The following is a 16,190-nucleotide window of genomic DNA, read 5'->3' as shown; positions in this document are numbered from 1 at the left end:
GCGGAATTTCTATCCGTAGAATTTTGCGCGTCGGACTGCTCGTGGCTCGAATTTTGCGCGACAGAATTCTCCGCTATAGAATTCTTTACGGCGAAATTCTGTGCGGCGCACACCACGCCCATGCCCTCTTTGCCGAAGTCCACGCAGCTTCTCGCCCAGGCGATCATCTTTTCGTTCACGCCGCGGTTTGGCTGGATGAAGGCGTTTTCGCCGAAACGAAATTTATAAACTCGCTCGTCCACGCAAAGTTCGTCCGTGAGGCTTAGCTCGCCGCTTAGCAGCTTCTGTCCTCTCGCGCGAGCCATAACCCTGATGCCAAGCTTACCCGCCAGCTCACAAATCGCCTCCTGTTCGCGCTCGCCCAGGCGCTTGTGATAAAGCAGTGTCGCCAAAATCCCGCTGGCGCACGAGATAAACTCGACGCCGAAGAGCTTCTCTTTTAAAGCTTCACTCCGCCTAAGCACCTCTAGCAGCCGCGGCATTAAATTTGCAATAGGAAGCGCTACTTTAGGACATTCGTTAATTAAAATTTTCTTGCTACGTGCGCCGCCCATCGTGTAGGCAAGATCAAATGCGCTATGCCAAATATCGTGCCAGATGCCAAATTCCGCCCTGATGCGGTAATTTTGCGGCTGCGAGGCAAAAAACTCAAACTCGCCGTCAAAAAATTCTCTAAATTTATCGCCGATCAGCTGTTTTTTGTATAAAATTTGATCCTCATAGGGCTCGCCGAGCGTGCAGCTGCCACAGCTACCGAAGCTTTCGCAATTCATACATCCACTCTTTTACCCACTACGCGCAGTAAAAGAATGATAGCCGCGATACCCAAGATCAGACATCCCCACACGCTAAGCCCAAAGCCCGCAGGTAGGTAGCCACAAACGATACTGATGCCACAAACGACCAGAGCATAGGTCATCTGCGTGCTTACGTGCTCGATGTGATCGCAGCCTGCGCCCATCGATGAAAGAATCGTCGTATCAGAAATCGGCGAGCAGTGATCGCCGAAGATCGCTCCGGTAAGCACCGCGCTGATATTTACGCACATGAAAACGTGAAATTCCTCGCCGCTAAGGCCATATTTTTGCCCCACGGCGTGCGCTAACGGCACGGCTAAAGGCGTGACGATACCCATCGTACCGAAGCTCGTGCCCGTTGAAAAGGAGATAAACGAGCTAAGCACGAAGATCACGATCGCAAGCGCAAAGCGCGGCGTAGCGTCGCTTAGAAGCTCGACCAAGTAGCGCGAAGTGCCTAGCTCCTTGATAACAGAGCTTAGCGACCACGCAAAAAGCAGGATTATGACGGTATTTAGCATACTTTTCCAGCCGCCAACCCAGACCTCGATCGCCTCTTTGACGCCGTAAATTTTTTGCGCGATGCCTAAAACGACGGCGATGATCGATGAAAAGAGCGCGGATTGAAATAGCACGACCGAAGCATCCGCCGCGCTAAATGCGGTACGTATCGAAGTAAAGCTAAGAGGGGCTGCCTTGACCGCCTCCAAAGCCTCGCCCTCCAGTGAGCTGTAGCCGTTGAGATAAAAACCGATGACGGAAAGAACGATCATCGCTCCTAGCGGGATTATCGCGTTTATCTTACGGAGTACGACGCCCTCTTTGGGTACGAAAATTTGATCCTCTAAATTTTTGATTTTAAAATCCGCAGCTCCGCTCTTGCCGCCGCGAGATGCGATCTCTGCGCGATACATCGAGCCAAACTCCCTACTCATCACGGCGGTAGCCACTACGAAAAAGATCATGAAAATATTATAAAATCTATACGGGATCGTCTCAACAAAGACGGTGAAGGCGTTTATGTTTTCTACGCCGATCTGCGAGTAGGCCTCTTTGATCGCCGAAATTTCGACTCCGACCCACGTGGAGATCACCGCGATGCCGGTGATCGGCGCTGCGGTCGCGTCGATAATGAAGGCGAATTTCGCGCGCGAAATTTTAAATTTATCCATCAGAGGCCGCATGATAGGGCCCACGATCAGGGCGTTTGCGTAATCGTCAAAAAATATCACGATACCCATCAGCCAAGTGTAAATTTGACCCAAAACTGGAGTGTCTGCGTGCTTGCTAAGCCAGAGCGCAAGTGCCTTCGTGCCGCCGCTTTTGGTCACCAAAGCGATGAGCCCGCCGATACACATGACCTGAAGCAAAATGCCCGCGTTCCACGTATCAGCCATCGATTTTACCATGCGCGAGCACAGATCGGTAAAAGCGAAAAGCGCCGAAGCTGCGATATTTTGATCGACCATACCGATGAGAAAGGTCCCGCTTAGCACGCCTAAAAACAGCGACAAAATCACGTCCTTGGTGATAAAAGCAAGCACGATCGCCGCAACTGGCGGGATAAGCGTTAACACGCCGTAAAGCTCGCTGTTTCGCACGGCGGGCTCCACGTCCGCAAGCGCCAGCGCGGGCAAAAAAATCGCCGTAAAGATAAGCAAATTTTTTAACATTTTAATCCTTGATGATTGATAAAATTTTAAAATTTAACCTCCGATCGGGGGCTAAATTTTAAAATTCTGCGCGCCTTTCAGCAATTATTCGTATTCGCGCGCTTTTTTTTACGGCGATTTTGAGCGCCTTAATCGCACAGCAAGCTCTGCTATTTTGCTGCGTTTGCAATTTTGCGAACACATTTTTAAGCAATTTATTGCGTAGCGAAATCTCTCCGGTGCAAAATACCGCGCGCAGCGTAATCAAAAGCGTTTTATAAGCGCATTTAAATTCTACTTAACATAGCAAAAGCTTCAAATCAAGGTAAAATTCCACAATGATGCAACGCTTACTTTATCGCAAAAGCGATAAATTTCGCGCACAAAATTTGACGAAATCCCGCTCTTGATCACAAACCAAAATCCCTCGACAAAAATTTTATCGCGCATAAATGCACAAATCGCCGTTTTTCAAGCCTACCTGCGCGTTTATAAAATTTCAGTGCATGCAACTTGTGCAAGCAAAGCGATAAAATTTTAAAGCGTTAAATTTTGCCAACTCGCACCCGAAAAATCCGCTAAATCTATAGAATTTACAAAGCGGCAAAACTCTAAATTTAAAGCTCATAAGGCTTTTGCAAACCCAAAACGCCGCAAAGCCTAAAACGACGATAAAGCGGCGAGCAGCCCTTTAAATCAAGCCTGCTAATTCTCACGCTCAGGCGCATCTTGCGGATCGCTCGTAAAATCATCGCTTGCTTGCGTAGGACTTAGTCCAAGCGAGCGCAAATAGCTCTGCGTAGCCGCTTCACCACCCGCAAGCGCATAGTCTAGCGCATTTAGCCCCGCCTCATCGACTGCTTTTTCGTTTGCGCCCGATTTTACGAGCAATTCAACGATCTGCTTGGTACTTGTTTGCGCTGCAAACATCAGCAGTGTCTTGCCCGCGCCCGAACGCTCACAGCCGTCGCTACGCTCGCCTAGCGACGCTAGAGCCTGGGCTTCGGCGCTGCCGATCTGGCGGACATTTACGCTAGCATGCGAGTAGATTAGCAACTTTACGAGCTCATAATTTTTTGCCGCGGCGGCGAAAAATATCGGAGTTTGCCCAAGCGAGTTTTTATAGCCAACCAAGGCGCCTTTAGAGATCATAAATTTAGCGCTTTGAACGTTATTCATCGCGTAAAATAGCGAGTTTTCCTCGCCCGCATTCACCTGCGCGCCTCGCTCGATCAAAGCGCCGCTAAAGCGCTCGTCATATCCTAGCAAAAGTGCCAGATCCAGGGCATTATCAAGCTCGTAAATCGCAAAATCCTTGCTAAAAAGTAGCGTACGAAACTCATCTGCACCTACTCCGCCTTTTAGCGCCATCTCAAGCTCACCGTAATCTCCCGCCTTGCGATCCTTTGCAGCGTATGCGATAAATTCCGCTATCACGACGCTTGCCAGCTCATCGGCGTCGTTTTTGTTGAATTTAGCGGCGAAATAATCTCTTAGCGCCTCCCTGGCTGCCGGTATCTCGCCCATAAAATTGCCATAAGCGATGAAATTTCCAATCTTGCGCTCGGAGTAAAATTCTAAGGCTTCAAGCGATTTTTCACTGATTTGCGCGTAGTTTTTCTCTTTGGCATAGCTTAAAAATCCCTCGCCATCCATCCCCGCAAACGCCAAGGTTCGCTCAAGCCTTTTTTCGTTCAGCAAGGCTTCGTTACCGACACAATCGATATTTTCGTCTCTAATCTCAGAAGCCGCGCTTTTTAAATTTTGCAAAAATTCTGCGCCAGCTAGCGAGCCTTGACAGCCAAAATCGCTTTGCAGCAGCTCTTCGTCCGCAGGCTCTTTGCTAAAAAAGCCGCGCGGATCGCTTAGTATCTGCTCACAAGAAGCGCCAAAAAGCGTGCCGCAAAAAACAAACGAACCCATTAGAATTTTTCGCATCGCTACCTCGAATTGCATTTGAAGCGTTATTTTACCTTTAAATTTATTTATTAAAACTTAGTGCGGGCGGTGGAATTTTATGGAATTCCTTTCAGCCTTATAAAATTTTGCAGAATTTTTAAAATTTTACGGCGCGGCGGCATGGCGGCGGACGGCGCTAAACGACGACTAGGCAGAGGCGTAGCGACTGGCGGCGTGATACAACAGCACGGTGACCGACACGTTAAAATTTTAAAATTTACGCGCAGGCTAGCGGTAAAATTTTGCAAGCTGTACAAATCTAGCGGAATTCCGCGCCGGATTAATCGCAAAATAAAATTTTATAAGCGCAACCCGTTCCGCGGAATTCTACACGCATTAGTAGCCAGATAGAATTTGCGAGGTAAAATTCCTCGCAAAATAAAAGAATTTTGCGCGTTTTGCACGGAACAATTAAAATTTCGCCGCGCAAAATTCCACGCTTAGCGTAAATTCCGCCGCGTTAAAATTTAGCGAATTTCAATCTGATGGAATTTAGCACGACCGTCACGGAGCTAAAGCACATCGCAGCGGCGCCGTACATCGGCTTTAGAAGCACGCCTAGCGCTGGATATAGCGCGCCTGCCGCGATCGGGATACATACGGCGTTGTAAAACAGCGCCCAGAAGAGGTTTTGCTTGATCGTCCGCATGGCGGCTCCCGATAGGCGGAATAGATATAGCACGCCTGTAAGGTCGTTTTTTATAAAAATCGCGTCGCCCGCGCCCTTGGCTACGTCGCTGCCGCCGTTCATCGCGATGCCGATACTGGCGGCTTTTAAGCTCGGTGCGTCATTGACGCCGTCGCCCACGAAAAGCACCCGCTTGCCTTCGTCCGTCAGGGATTTGATGAACTCATATTTACCGCTTGGAAGCACTCCGCTTCTTACCTCGTCGATGCCGAGGTTGCGAGCGACGAAATTTGCCGTTTTGGCGTTATCGCCCGTTAGCATGACGGTTTTTACGCCGCTTTTTTGCAGCGCCTGCACGACGTCCCGCGCTTCGGCTCTGATCTCATCGCTAAATGCGATGAAGCCCGCGTACGAGCCGCCTATCGCGCAGTAAACGACGCCGAAGCCCTTGTCTAAAAGCTCCTCCGCTTCTACTTCGACGCCCGTATCTACGCCGCGCTCGTGCAGGAAGCCCGCGCTGCCGCAAAGGATTTCGCCGGTGGGATTTTTAGCGACGATGCCTTTTCCCGCGACGCTTTCGAACTCGCCGTTAAATTTAGAAATTTCGCCGAATTTCAACTCGGCAAATTTTACGATCGCCTTTGAGATCGGATGCTCGCTAAGCTTTTGCGCGCTTGCCAGAGCGTAGAGATCTTGGGCGCTCAGATCGCTGAAGCTTACCGAAATTTCGCCCTTGCTAAGTGTGCCGGTTTTATCGAAAACCGCGACGTCCGCGTCCTTTAAAATTTCTAAAATTTCAGGATTTTTGATTAAAATTCCAGCCTTTGCGGCGTTTGAGATCGCGCAAACGATCGCAATCGGCGTCGCAAGACCTAGCGCGCACGGGCATGAGATGATAAGCACGCAGATAGCGGCGGATGCGGCATATGAGAGCCGCCCGTCAAGCGCCATCCACGCTATAAAGCTAACAAGCGCGATCAAAATCACCGCGGGCACGAAGATATTTGAAATTTTATCCGCAAAGCGCGCGATCGGCATCTTTTTGTTGCCCGCCTCGTTCAGCAGATTTTTAATCTCGGCAAGCAGCGTTTGATGCGGGAATTTCGTCACCTTCACGTAGATGACGCCATCGGTGCTGACGCAGCCTGCATTTACCTCATCGCCTACGCTTTTATAAACCGCCAAGCTCTCGCCGCTGATGAGAGAAGCGTCGATCTGCGCGCCGCCCTCGACGATAAGCCCGTCGCAAGGGATGCGCGAGCCGTTTTTTACTAGCACCTTATCGCCTGGCTTTAGCGCTTCTGCGCGCACTTCAGCTATCGTGCCGTCGTCTTTGATCAAAAGCGCGGTTTTGGGGCTTAGATCGATTAGCCCCTTGATGTAGTCGTTCGCCTTCATCTTGCTGCGCTCTTCTAGGTATTTGCCGAGCGAAATAAAGGCGATTATCATCGAGGCGGACGAGAAATAAAGATTGGTAAATTCATTCTGCGCGCCGTGCGTATAGACCCACGCCGCGGCCGTTAGCGAATAGGCAAACGCGAAGAAGCTTCCCATCGCCACGAGCACGTTCATATCGAAGCTTCTGTTTTTCAGCGAGCCGTAAGCGTGATAAAAGAAGTTCTTGCCGCAGTAAAATAGGCTCACGCACGCCATCGCCGCGCAAAGCAGCGCTTTTGGAACGAAGCTTAAAAACCCGCTCATCTCCACCGCCATTACCGCCGCGGCTAAAACCAGAGCGAGGATTAGTCTAAATAGCGCCGCTTTGAGATTGCTCCGCTTTTTGCGCTCCAAATCCTCGTAATCCACGGCGATGTCGTAGCCTAGCTTTTTGATCTTGGCTTTTAGCGTCTCCTCAAGCGCCGGATCGGCAAGTACGAACTCGCCGCTGCCGTTTGCGAAATTTACGTGCGCCTCCTGCACTCCCTCGATCTTGCGACTTACCCGCTCGATCGCATTGGAGCAGTTTACGCAGCTCATCCCGACGATATTTAGAGTGATTTTACTTGACATTGCGTTAGTTTTTAGGCTAGCTTTTCTGCGACGCTAAAGCCCAAATCGTCCATCTCCTCTTTAAATTTAGCCTCGTCGCGCGGATCTAAGCTTAAACTCACCACTCCGCTTGCTACGTCCACCTCGATCTCGCCAAAATCATCCTTAAGCGCGTTTTTGATCGTCCTCGCGCAGTTTTCGCAGTGTATATTTTGCGCCTTAAATTTTACGCTTTGTTTCAAAGCCATGAGCCTCTCCTTTGGATTAAAATTTCAAAACTTATACTACTTTTTAATAAATTTTATTTTAACGCCCGCTCCTGAAATTTAAGGGTTTTTCGTTATAATCACCCGTTTTAAATTTAAGTTTTAAGGAATTTTATGGGACGAGCTTTTGAATACAGACGCGCTTCAAAAGAAGCTAGATGGGGGAAGATGAGCAAACTTTTTCCAAAACTGGGCAAGGCCATAACGATGGCTGCGAAAGAGGGCGGCGAAGATCCGCTGATGAACTCCAAGCTGCGCGCCGCGATCGCCACGGCAAAGGCGCAAAATATGCCCAAAGACAACATTGACGCGGCTATCAAGCGCGCAAGCGGCAAAGATAGCGCCGATATCAAAACGATCTTTTACGACGGCAAGGCGCCCCACGGCGCACTTCTCATAATCGAATGCGCCACCGATAACCCGACCCGCACCGTCGCGAATGTCAAGTCGATTTTAAATAAAGCCAAGGGCGAGTTTTTACCGAGCGGCAGTTTGAAATTTATGTTTTCGCACAAGGCCGTTTTTGAGACCAAGCTGCCGAGCCGCGACATTGAGGAGCTGGAGCTTGAGCTCATCGACTTCGGTCTTAGCGAGCTTGAGATCAACGAGTTTGAAAACGATAAAGGCGAGCTCGAAAAGACACTTCTAATCTACGGCGAATACGAAAGCTTCGGCACTCTAAACGAAGGTATCGAAAAGATAGGGCTTGAGATCATCAGCGCAAGCTTAAAATTCGTCGCTAACGAAAAGCACGAATTTAGCGAGGAGCAGCTTAGCGACATAGACGCGCTGCTCGAGCGGCTAGAGGATGACGACGACGTGCAGGCAGTTTACACCAATATCGCATAGGAGAAAAAATGGAAAGCTTAAAAATTTACGACATCGACGCAGCGGCTTTGGCGCGCGATAAATACGCCGTGATAAAAACCGAAAAGGGCGATATGAAGCTGGAGCTTTTCGGTGACGAAGCCCCGCAAACGGTTACGAATTTTGCTAGCCTCGCGCGCAGCGGGTTTTACAAGGGGCTAAATTTTCACCGCGTAATTCCAAATTTCGTAATCCAAGGCGGCTGCCCGCGCGGCACCGGCACGGGAGGTCCTGGCTGGCGTATAAAGTGCGAATGCGACCGCCAAAAGCACAAGCATGTGCGCGGCGCGCTATCGATGGCGCACGCGGGGCGCGATACGGGCGGCAGCCAGTTTTTCGTCTGCCACAGCGCGCAGTCGCACCTAGACGGCGTGCACACGGTATTCGGACAAATCGTGGATCAGCCTAGCCTGGCGGTTTTAGACGCGATCAGACAGGGCGATAAGATCATCGACATCGAGATTAAAGAGAGCCTATAATCGTGATTAAATTTAAACCGCGGGGCGCCAGACCGTGATAAAGATCGGCACGGACATAACCGCGGTGCGCAGGATCTCGGCGCTGCGCACAAAATACGGCGCGAAATTTCTAAAGCGCATTTTGAAAAAATCCGAGCGCTCATCCGCGCTGCGCGACGAAAGTATCGCGGGCATCTATGCCGCTAAAGAGGCGCTTAGCAAGGCGCTAGGCACCGGCATCGGCGCAGAATTCGGCTTTAAAGACGCTAAAATTTACAAAGACGCCCTGGGCGCGCCGCATTTAAAAATCCGCAAAAAAATCCGCAAAAAATTTCATATCAAATCTGCAAGCCTTAGTATCACGCACGACGCAAACGTCGCAATCGCGGTAGTCGCACTCGATATAAAACTAACGAAATAACGAATATATAAGAGGACGAATTTTGAAAAAATATCTTATTAATTTTCTAAAATTTATAAAGCGCCATTATATAATCTCTGCGATTTTTATCATCTGCATTTTGACTTTTATCCCTTATATGCCTATAAATATGGGTTTAAACTACGCCGGAGTTTGCACCAATCCTCTGCATTTTGGCATCTTATCGGATAATGAATTAAAAGAGATAGCGTTTAAGCAGTATTTGAAAAATGAGCATGCAAAGAGCAATTACCCTTTTTATGAAATCTTTTTAAGAGACAGTAGGCCGAAGGATTTAGACTTTGATATCGACTGGTGGGAAATTTATCGTAAGTGTAACGGCGACAAGCGCCCCGATGATAAGTGTGAATTTTGGAAAGTATCTAAAGAATTAAATTTAGAAAATCTATTGTCTATCGGCAGACAAATTTGTAAAGACGGGAAACAAGTCACGCAGATAGATAAATCCATACTAAAAGCTATAGATGATGAAGACGTGGTATATCCATGGGAGGATAACAAGCTTTTTAATGATAAAGGAGAACTTAATTATTCGGTTTATTACAAGAGAAAGTATCACGATGAAAAAACGCATCAAGAATCGGATTGGATATTAAAATTTTTTCAATATAACTCTATTGCAGTATTTAAATCCGATAAGAATTTCACTGCCTCTGATAAAATTCGAGGAGAAAGCGATAAGATCGTGTACATTATAAAGTATAGTGGAACAACAGGCTCGCTGATGGCAATGTTAAAAAATAGGAATTTTGATAGTTTTTGTGAAGATATCGATTCAATTGAAACGGGAAAAAGGGATCTAAATAAACTTACTTATCGCGGTACTACATTACTAGAAGATAATACGACAAAAACATGGACAAGCAATAATTATGGCGAGATAAGGATACGCGTAGATAACTGCGGGAACGGACTTGAAACGCTATATCATGGTCCTTGGGACTATTTTGAAGAATATATGAAACTCAATAAAATCAAATTTAAGGAGTAATCTATGTCAAAAATAGTAGATATGAAGAGCGAAATCAAAATGGCTTAATGAATTTGACTTTGCAAAACTCTTAAATCAGCCGCAATAGTTTTTTCTACTAATAGGCTTAAAATTAAATTTCCAAATTCCGCGACAGTAAAATTTTTGAAATTTCAAACCGCTCCACAAAACTAAAATAAAATCAAACAAAGCATTACAGATTCAGGCGAAATTCTACGCTTTGCCGCGACGTCGCATATTCTAGCGCTACGATTAAAATTCCTCGTAGAACCTAGTGGCGCCGCCTTTCCGCTACGATAAAATTTTACGGAATTTTTTGTGATTGCTACATATAAATTTTAGATTAAAGCCGCGTAAATTTAATCGCCCGCGCCAAGATATGATTAAATTTCAAGCGCAAAGCGCGGTCGTAGCGCTAGCTTACGTCAAAACGCCCCAAACTACGAAAAATTCCAAGCCGCGACCAAATTTTAGCGCGATAAAGGCGGATTATTCCGCCTTTTTTAGATTATCGGCGAGCAAAAACGCAAGCTCTAGCGCCTGATCTGCATTTAGGCGCGGATCGCACTGCGTTTCGTAGCGCTGCTTTAGCGTCTCTTGCGTTACGTTAAACGAGCCGCCCGTGCACTCGGTGACGTTTTGACCGGTCATCTCAAGATGGATGCCGCCCGCGTGCGTGCCCTCCGCGGCGTGGATCTCGAAAAAGCTCTGAACCTCGCTTAAAATTTTAGAAAATTCGCGCGTTTTGTAGCCGTTCGCGGCCTTGACGGTGTTGCCGTGCATCGGATCGATGCTGTATAGGATCGCTCTACCCTCGCGCTTTAGCTCGCGTAAAATTTGCGGCAGCCGCGCGCCGATCTTATCCGCGCCCATGCGGATGATGACGTTTAGCCTGCCTGCTTCGTTTTGCGGATTGAGTTTGTCGCAAAGGCGCAAAATTTCATCCGCGGTGCCGCTCGGGCCGATCTTGACGCCGAGAGGGTTTTTGATACCGCTTAAAAAATGCACGTGCGCATCGTCTGCGCCGCGCGTGCGCTCGCCGATCCAAAGCATGTGCGCCGAGCAGTCGTACCAATCGCCGCTGGTGCTGTCGATGCGCGTCAGGCACTCCTCATAGTGTAGCAGCAGCGCCTCGTGCGAGGTGTAAAGCACCGTCTCGGCAAGGCTCGGGGAATTTGCGGCGCTCAGTCCGCACGCCTCCATAAATTTAAGCGTGCGCGAAATTTCATCGCTCAGCTCGTTAAATTTAGCCTCCAGCTCGCCCCTTTTCAAAAAGCCCAAATTCCACTTATGCACCTCGTGCAGGTTCGCAAGACCGCCGCGAGAAAAGGCGCGCAGCAGATTCAGCGTCGAAGCGCTTTGATGATACGCCTCGATCATGCGAGCAGGATCCGGCTTACGCGCCGCTTCGTTAAACTCAAAGCCGTTGATTATGTCACCGCGATAGCTAGGCAAACTCACGCCGCCAACTTCTTCAAAGTCGCTGCTGCGCGGCTTTGCGAACTGTCCTGCGATACGACCTACCTTCACGACGGGGCGCCCCGCTGCGAAGGTAAGAATGATCGCCATCTGAAGCATTACCTTAAACATATCGCGGATATTATTCGCGCTAAAATCATTAAAACTCTCCGCGCAATCACCGCCTTGAAGCAAAAACGACTTGCCTTCGCTGGCGCGCGCAAGCTCGGCTTTTAGGTTGCGAACCTCGCCCGCAAAAATTAACGGCGGCAGCTTGTAAAGGCGCTCTTTAGCGGCCTGCACCGCACTTTCATCCTGATAAATCGGCTGCTGTAAAATTTTATAATCTTTCCACGACGTCCTACTCCAACTCATATCCACTCCTTAAATTTCCTAAATCTTGCGATTATACCCAAATAAGCTTTTATTAACCCAAAAAATCTTAAAATAGCGCCTTTAGGCAATTTGGAAGGAATTTTATGGAAGAAAACCGCACTAAAGGGCTAATGCTTGCATTTGCGACCTTTTTTATGTGGGGCGTTTTCCCGATATTTTTCAAGCTCATAAAGGACGTGGACGCGGTGCAAATTTTAGCGCATCGCGTCGTTTGGTCCTTCCTGCTGCTGCTCGTTTTTCTCTGCTTTACGCACCGCTTAAAAAACGTCGCGCGGCTTCTTAGCACCCCTAAAATCGCTCTCACGCTGCTTTGTACGGGGCTACTTATCAGCACGAACTGGGGCATTTATATCTACGCGGTAAATTCCGATCAAATTTTAGCCACCAGCCTCGGATATTTTATAAATCCGCTATTTTCGGTGCTTTTGGGCGCTTTGTTTCTACGCGAGCGGCTAAGTACGGCGGCTAAGCTTTCCCTGCTGCTAGCCTTTGCAGCTATCGGAGTGCAAATTTACGCGCTAGGCAGGCTTCCGATAATCTCGCTCGTGCTGCCGCTTAGCTTTGCATTTTACGGGCTCATACGCAAGAAGGTAAAAGTGCCTAGCTTTGAGGGGCTGTTTTGCGAGACGACGCTAATGCTGCTGCCCGCGCTTGCGTTTCTGATCTACTGCGCGTTAAAAGGAAACGGCGCATTCGGCTTTAGCGCAAGCGGCGCGCTGCTGTTTGCAAGCGGGCTAATTACGATTTTGCCGCTGCTTACCTTCGCCGTAAGCACGCAGTATCTGCCGCTATCTACGATCGGCTTTATGCAATACATCAGCCCCAGCATGAGTATGCTGATCGCGGTATTTATCTACGGCGAGGAGCTTGAAACTTATAAAATTTTGAGCTTTTCGCTAATTTGGTTCGGGCTCGCGGTCGTGGGCTTGGACGGCTTAAGGAGAAAAAATGGCTAATTTCGCTTTGATGTTCGCAGTCGCCCTTGCGGTGGGCGCGCTCGTGTATTTTCAGGTCCAAAAGGCTTCCGCGCGTGCAGACGCCGCAGACCCCGAGCTTAGCTCGCAAAGATATATGAAATTTTGCGATATTTTAGAGGACAAACTGCGAGATTTAAAGCGTCTGGAATTACACGACGAGGGGGCTCGCGAGAGCTATCTAGACGAGCTTGAGGCTCTTAGTAAGGAGCTAGTCTATATCAAAACGATGCATCAAAGCAACCTAAACCCCGCCGTGTGGGAGGGCAAGCTATTTGAGTTTCTAAATAAAACGGACGCGCTTATCGAAAAATACGCCGCGGGCGCAGAGCGCTCGCTGCAATACTGGCGCAAGCAGCTGGAGATGGAATTTAAAAACTTATAGTCGCGATCCTTAAGATATCAAAATTAGGCTACATATAATAATCGGCTCGGCATAAAAGGCTTAATCGATGAACCTAAAATTGTAAAATTTAGCCGCAGTACTAAGCCAAATCCAGCTACAAGACAAGCTCGATCCAAAATCAATAAAATTCCAAGCGCGCTGAAACACCTTAAAAATTTACAAACTCTGCAAAGATTCGAAGCAAATTTTATAGTCTTGCCACAAGGATAGCAATATATCATACCGAACTTCATCGCAAAAATTGAGCCCATGGGCGAAGCCAACAAGACCTGCTAAATTTAGAAAAAATGGGAGGCACAGCAAAGCAGATGGAGGGAAAAATGCAAATTAGACAGATGGCGCCAGCAAAATAGCGCAGGCGCAGCAAAATAGCGCTAAACTAGCGAAGCAGACGAATGAGCAATATAAAATTCTATCTCCTAAGCCGGCAGAGAGTTAAATTATAGCCCAAAACCGCGCGCCGTTTATAGTAATAAAAGAGCGCACCATATTAGATAAACGAAGAGGGCTTGTATTTATTTATTGGCATATCGCAAAACGACACTATACCTGCGTACCAGATAAGCGAGAGAAGCAAAATCTTAAAGGTTAGAAATGGTATGCCAAAATTTCAAATCATACTTGCATCTTTTTAGTAAAATCTCCGAAAGTTAATACTATGCGAGCCCTAAAATACGTCAAATTTTAAACCGCCAAATATCAAGGCATATCAAATTTAAACCGCTCGCGCGCTCTTTTTGGTGAAAATTCCTAAAAATTTAACCGCCAGTTTTTGTAGCAATCCCTGCTTTTTACGCTTGCTTAGTAAAAATTTTGCCGTTTCACTCCTACCAAACATTATGGCAAAGGCATAGGGTGTCATACCAAGACCACTCGTAGCCTCTACGTCCGCGCCGGCGTCTACGAGAGCTTCGACTACCTCCAAATGCCCTTTAAAGGCTGCGCCCGCGAGCGGGGTTTGCCCGCGGTCATTACGCTCGTCGACTCTGGCACCGTTTGAGAGCAGCATATTTACAGTCTTTAGCGCGTTATTGTAGCTAGCCAGCATTAAAAGGGTGTCGCCTTTGGCGGATTTTAAATTTACGCTAAGACCCGCCTTTATCATCTTTTCCAGCTCGTCAGCATCATCTCGCCTAGCGAAATCAAGCGCTATAGCGCAAAGCTCGCCATATCTTTGCTCCTCGGCCTGCGTTAAGCTCGTCAATTTTTTGCTTTCAAAGCGGCTCTTACGCCATTTGCGTAGTCAGCAGAATTTTTTTCAAAATGTCCTATCGCACGCTCTTTTATCGCTTCGCTCACACCCTCCATGCTATCTGCGATATTACTAAAAAGCTGTGATTTTTGTTCGTTGCTCATTAGCTCAAAAAGCGCTCTAGGTTGCGAATAATAATCCTGATCTTCGGCTCTGTGATCGTATCTTTGCATCGCGCCTTCTATGCTTATATCAGACTCTAACAAAGCACGATCCTCTTTGGCACCGCCAAAGCTGTTAGGCTCATAGTAAGCTTTATCGTCAAGCTCATACATTCCGTTATTCATCGCGCCACCCACGACGTAAGTATTGACCTCGCTTACAGGACGATTAACATTTAGCTGCGCGTAGTGTGTACCGATACGATATCTTTGAGCGTCGGGGTAGCTAAATATCCTTGCTTGCAGCATCTTATCGGGACTAAAGCTGATACCAAGCACTATATTTGACGGGCTAAATGCAGCCTGCTCAACCTCATTGAAATAATTTTTCGGATTTTCGTTTAGCGTCATGACGCCCACGTCGATGAGTGGGAACTCCTTATGAGGCCAAGTTTTGGTTAGATCAAAGGGGTTAAATTTGACCTCTTTTGCCTGCTGTAGAGTCATTATTTGAATTTTAAAATCCCAGCTTGGAAAGTCGCCCTTTTCTATACTCTCAAAAAGGTCGCGTTGATTGCTCTCTCGATCTTTTGCAATGATCTGTGAGGCCTGAGCGTTGGTTAAATTTTTAATGCCTTGGCGAGTTTTGAAATGAAATTTAACCCAAAATCTTTCGTTCTTGTCATTTATAAGGCTGTAGGTGTGGCTGCCAAATCCGTGCATATGGCGGTAACTTGCCGGAATACCGCGGTCACTCATCAGGATGGTTACTTGATGCATACTCTCAGGGCTTAAGCTCCAAAAGTCCCATGCCGCCTCATTTGAACGGAGGTGTGTGCGAGGATCACGCTTTTGCGTGTGGATAAAATCCGGGAATTTATACGGGTCTTTTACAAAAAAGACGGGAGTGTTGTTTCCGACCAAGTCCCAGTTGCCCTCTTTGGTGTAAAATTTAATCGCAAAGCCCCTTACGTCGCGCTCAGCATCAGCCGCTCCAGCTTCACCGGCAACGGTAGAAAATCTCAAAAGCAGCTTTGTTTTCTCGCCTTTTTGTAATACTTTGGCCTTAGTATATTGTGAGATGTCCTGCGTAATCTCTAATGTTCCGTATGCGGCGCTACCTTTTGCGTGAACGGCACGCTCGGGGATACGCTCTCTGTTTTGATGAGCTAGTTTTTCAAGCAACTGATAATCTTGCAACATTATACCGCCGCGGCTGCCTGCGGTAAGGGAGTTTTGGTTATCCGCGATAGGATTACCCGAAGTAGTGGTTAGTTTTTTCATATTTATTCCTTTCTAATAAAATTTATTTGTAATTATACATATATAAATTAAAATATTTATTAAATAATAAAAATTATTGATAAAAGTTTAGCCTTAGAATTTGTAATATTTTCAAATTTTATATTTCTAGCCCATATTTAACATTATAAATTTCATAAATTATGAGATCTGCTATATATAAATTTATCTCATATTAATACAAGAACCATGATATTTCGCGATCTTTTATAAGTATAGATGCTATAACCACACAAATACAAGGCGGTGATA

Annotated in this window: 13 protein-coding genes and 1 pseudogene; 6 read left to right on the top strand and 8 right to left on the bottom strand. The window is 47.3% G+C overall.

Annotated features, from left to right (window positions below; all coding sequences use genetic code 11):
• Positions 1-164: 164 nt before the first annotated feature.
• From CGRAC_RS12455 to CGRAC_RS04115, 5 genes and pseudogenes are all read right to left on the bottom strand, one after another.
• A pseudogene (locus tag CGRAC_RS12455) lies at positions 165-773 on the bottom strand (tRNA (uridine(54)-C5)-methyltransferase TrmA); the annotation flags it as partial.
• Positions 770-2,470, bottom strand: coding sequence for a Na+/H+ antiporter NhaC family protein (locus tag CGRAC_RS04140; RefSeq protein WP_005872073.1), 1,701 nt, complete (start codon positions 2,468-2,470; stop codon positions 770-772). The gene CGRAC_RS04140 and the pseudogene CGRAC_RS12455, both read right to left, overlap by 4 nt.
• A gap of 684 nt (positions 2,471-3,154) precedes the next feature.
• Positions 3,155-4,405: an ankyrin repeat domain-containing protein gene (locus CGRAC_RS04130; RefSeq protein ID WP_005872084.1), complete on the bottom strand. Its 1,251-nt coding sequence runs from the start codon at positions 4,403-4,405 to the stop codon at positions 3,155-3,157.
• A gap of 463 nt (positions 4,406-4,868) precedes the next feature.
• Positions 4,869-7,046: a heavy metal translocating P-type ATPase gene (locus tag CGRAC_RS04120; protein ID WP_005872088.1), complete on the bottom strand. Its 2,178-nt coding sequence runs from the start codon at positions 7,044-7,046 to the stop codon at positions 4,869-4,871.
• An 11-nt stretch (positions 7,047-7,057) separates the two neighbouring features.
• A complete protein-coding gene (locus CGRAC_RS04115) occupies positions 7,058-7,273 on the bottom strand; it encodes a heavy-metal-associated domain-containing protein (protein WP_040304091.1) in 216 nt (71 codons plus the stop codon).
• Between the two features lie 132 nt (positions 7,274-7,405).
• On the opposite strand from CGRAC_RS04115, the gene CGRAC_RS04110 reads away from it, so the two are divergent.
• The 4 genes from CGRAC_RS04110 to CGRAC_RS04095 are packed head-to-tail and all read left to right on the top strand — an operon-like array spanning position 7,406 to position 10,049.
• Positions 7,406-8,140 (top strand): YebC/PmpR family DNA-binding transcriptional regulator, encoded by a 735-nt coding sequence (locus CGRAC_RS04110; RefSeq protein WP_005872093.1) that lies wholly within the window; start codon positions 7,406-7,408, stop codon positions 8,138-8,140.
• 8 nt (positions 8,141-8,148) lie between these two features.
• Positions 8,149-8,637: a peptidylprolyl isomerase gene (locus CGRAC_RS04105; RefSeq protein WP_005872094.1), complete on the top strand. Its 489-nt coding sequence runs from the start codon at positions 8,149-8,151 to the stop codon at positions 8,635-8,637.
• Positions 8,638-8,671: 34 nt separating this feature from the next.
• Positions 8,672-9,037: a holo-ACP synthase gene (acpS, locus tag CGRAC_RS04100; protein ID WP_005872096.1), complete on the top strand. Its 366-nt coding sequence runs from the start codon at positions 8,672-8,674 to the stop codon at positions 9,035-9,037.
• A 22-nt stretch (positions 9,038-9,059) separates the two neighbouring features.
• On the top strand, positions 9,060-10,049 hold the full coding sequence (locus CGRAC_RS04095) for a hypothetical protein (protein ID WP_005872098.1): 990 nt from the start codon (positions 9,060-9,062) through the stop codon (positions 10,047-10,049).
• 489 nt (positions 10,050-10,538) lie between these two features.
• Here the strand turns inward: CGRAC_RS04095 and CGRAC_RS04085 are convergent, their stop codons facing one another.
• Entirely contained in the window at positions 10,539-11,882 is a 1,344-nt protein-coding gene (locus tag CGRAC_RS04085) for a class II 3-deoxy-7-phosphoheptulonate synthase (RefSeq protein WP_005872101.1), read from the bottom strand.
• Between the two features lie 104 nt (positions 11,883-11,986).
• Here CGRAC_RS04085 and rarD point away from each other — a divergent pair, with 104 nt between their 5' ends.
• Together rarD and CGRAC_RS04075 are read left to right on the top strand one after the other, a co-directional pair.
• Positions 11,987-12,859: an EamA family transporter RarD gene (rarD, locus tag CGRAC_RS04080; RefSeq protein ID WP_005872103.1), complete on the top strand. Its 873-nt coding sequence runs from the start codon at positions 11,987-11,989 to the stop codon at positions 12,857-12,859.
• Positions 12,852-13,262, top strand: coding sequence for a hypothetical protein (locus CGRAC_RS04075; protein ID WP_005872104.1), 411 nt, complete (start codon positions 12,852-12,854; stop codon positions 13,260-13,262). The genes rarD and CGRAC_RS04075 overlap by 8 nt, the downstream gene beginning before the upstream one ends.
• Positions 13,263-13,998: 736 nt before the next feature.
• Here the strand turns inward: CGRAC_RS04075 and CGRAC_RS04070 are convergent.
• Entirely contained in the window at positions 13,999-14,487 is a 489-nt protein-coding gene (locus CGRAC_RS04070) for an ankyrin repeat domain-containing protein (protein WP_005872108.1), read from the bottom strand.
• Positions 14,484-15,920, bottom strand: a complete 1,437-nt coding sequence (locus tag CGRAC_RS04065; RefSeq protein WP_005872110.1) for a catalase — start codon at positions 15,918-15,920, stop codon at positions 14,484-14,486. Before CGRAC_RS04065 ends, CGRAC_RS04070 begins: the two co-directional genes overlap by 4 nt.
• Positions 15,921-16,190 lie beyond the last annotated feature (270 nt).

The sequence above is a fragment of the Campylobacter gracilis genome (genome assembly GCF_001190745.1).
Taxonomy (GTDB): Bacteria; Campylobacterota; Campylobacteria; order Campylobacterales; family Campylobacteraceae; genus Campylobacter_B; species Campylobacter_B gracilis.
Note: the sequence above shows the minus strand (reverse complement) of the source record. Positions and strands in the feature narration are given on the sequence as shown.

Excerpts from the sequence above, each read along its gene's own strand:
- CGRAC_RS04115 (WP_040304091.1), bottom strand. The coding sequence starts at position 7,273 with ATGGCTTTGAAACAAAGCGTAAAATTTAAGGCGCAAAATATACACTGC.
- CGRAC_RS04105 (WP_005872094.1), top strand. The coding sequence starts at position 8,149 with ATGGAAAGCTTAAAAATTTACGACATCGACGCAGCGGCTTTGGCGCGC.
- CGRAC_RS04065 (WP_005872110.1), bottom strand. The coding sequence starts at position 15,920 with ATGAAAAAACTAACCACTACTTCGGGTAATCCTATCGCGGATAACCAA.
- CGRAC_RS04140 (WP_005872073.1), bottom strand. The coding sequence starts at position 2,470 with ATGTTAAAAAATTTGCTTATCTTTACGGCGATTTTTTTGCCCGCGCTG.
- CGRAC_RS04075 (WP_005872104.1), top strand. The coding sequence starts at position 12,852 with ATGGCTAATTTCGCTTTGATGTTCGCAGTCGCCCTTGCGGTGGGCGCG.
- CGRAC_RS04110 (WP_005872093.1), top strand. The coding sequence starts at position 7,406 with ATGGGACGAGCTTTTGAATACAGACGCGCTTCAAAAGAAGCTAGATGG.
- CGRAC_RS04120 (WP_005872088.1), bottom strand. The coding sequence starts at position 7,046 with ATGTCAAGTAAAATCACTCTAAATATCGTCGGGATGAGCTGCGTAAAC.
- CGRAC_RS04085 (WP_005872101.1), bottom strand. The coding sequence starts at position 11,882 with ATGAGTTGGAGTAGGACGTCGTGGAAAGATTATAAAATTTTACAGCAG.
- CGRAC_RS04130 (WP_005872084.1), bottom strand. The coding sequence starts at position 4,405 with ATGCAATTCGAGGTAGCGATGCGAAAAATTCTAATGGGTTCGTTTGTT.
- rarD (WP_005872103.1), top strand. The coding sequence starts at position 11,987 with ATGGAAGAAAACCGCACTAAAGGGCTAATGCTTGCATTTGCGACCTTT.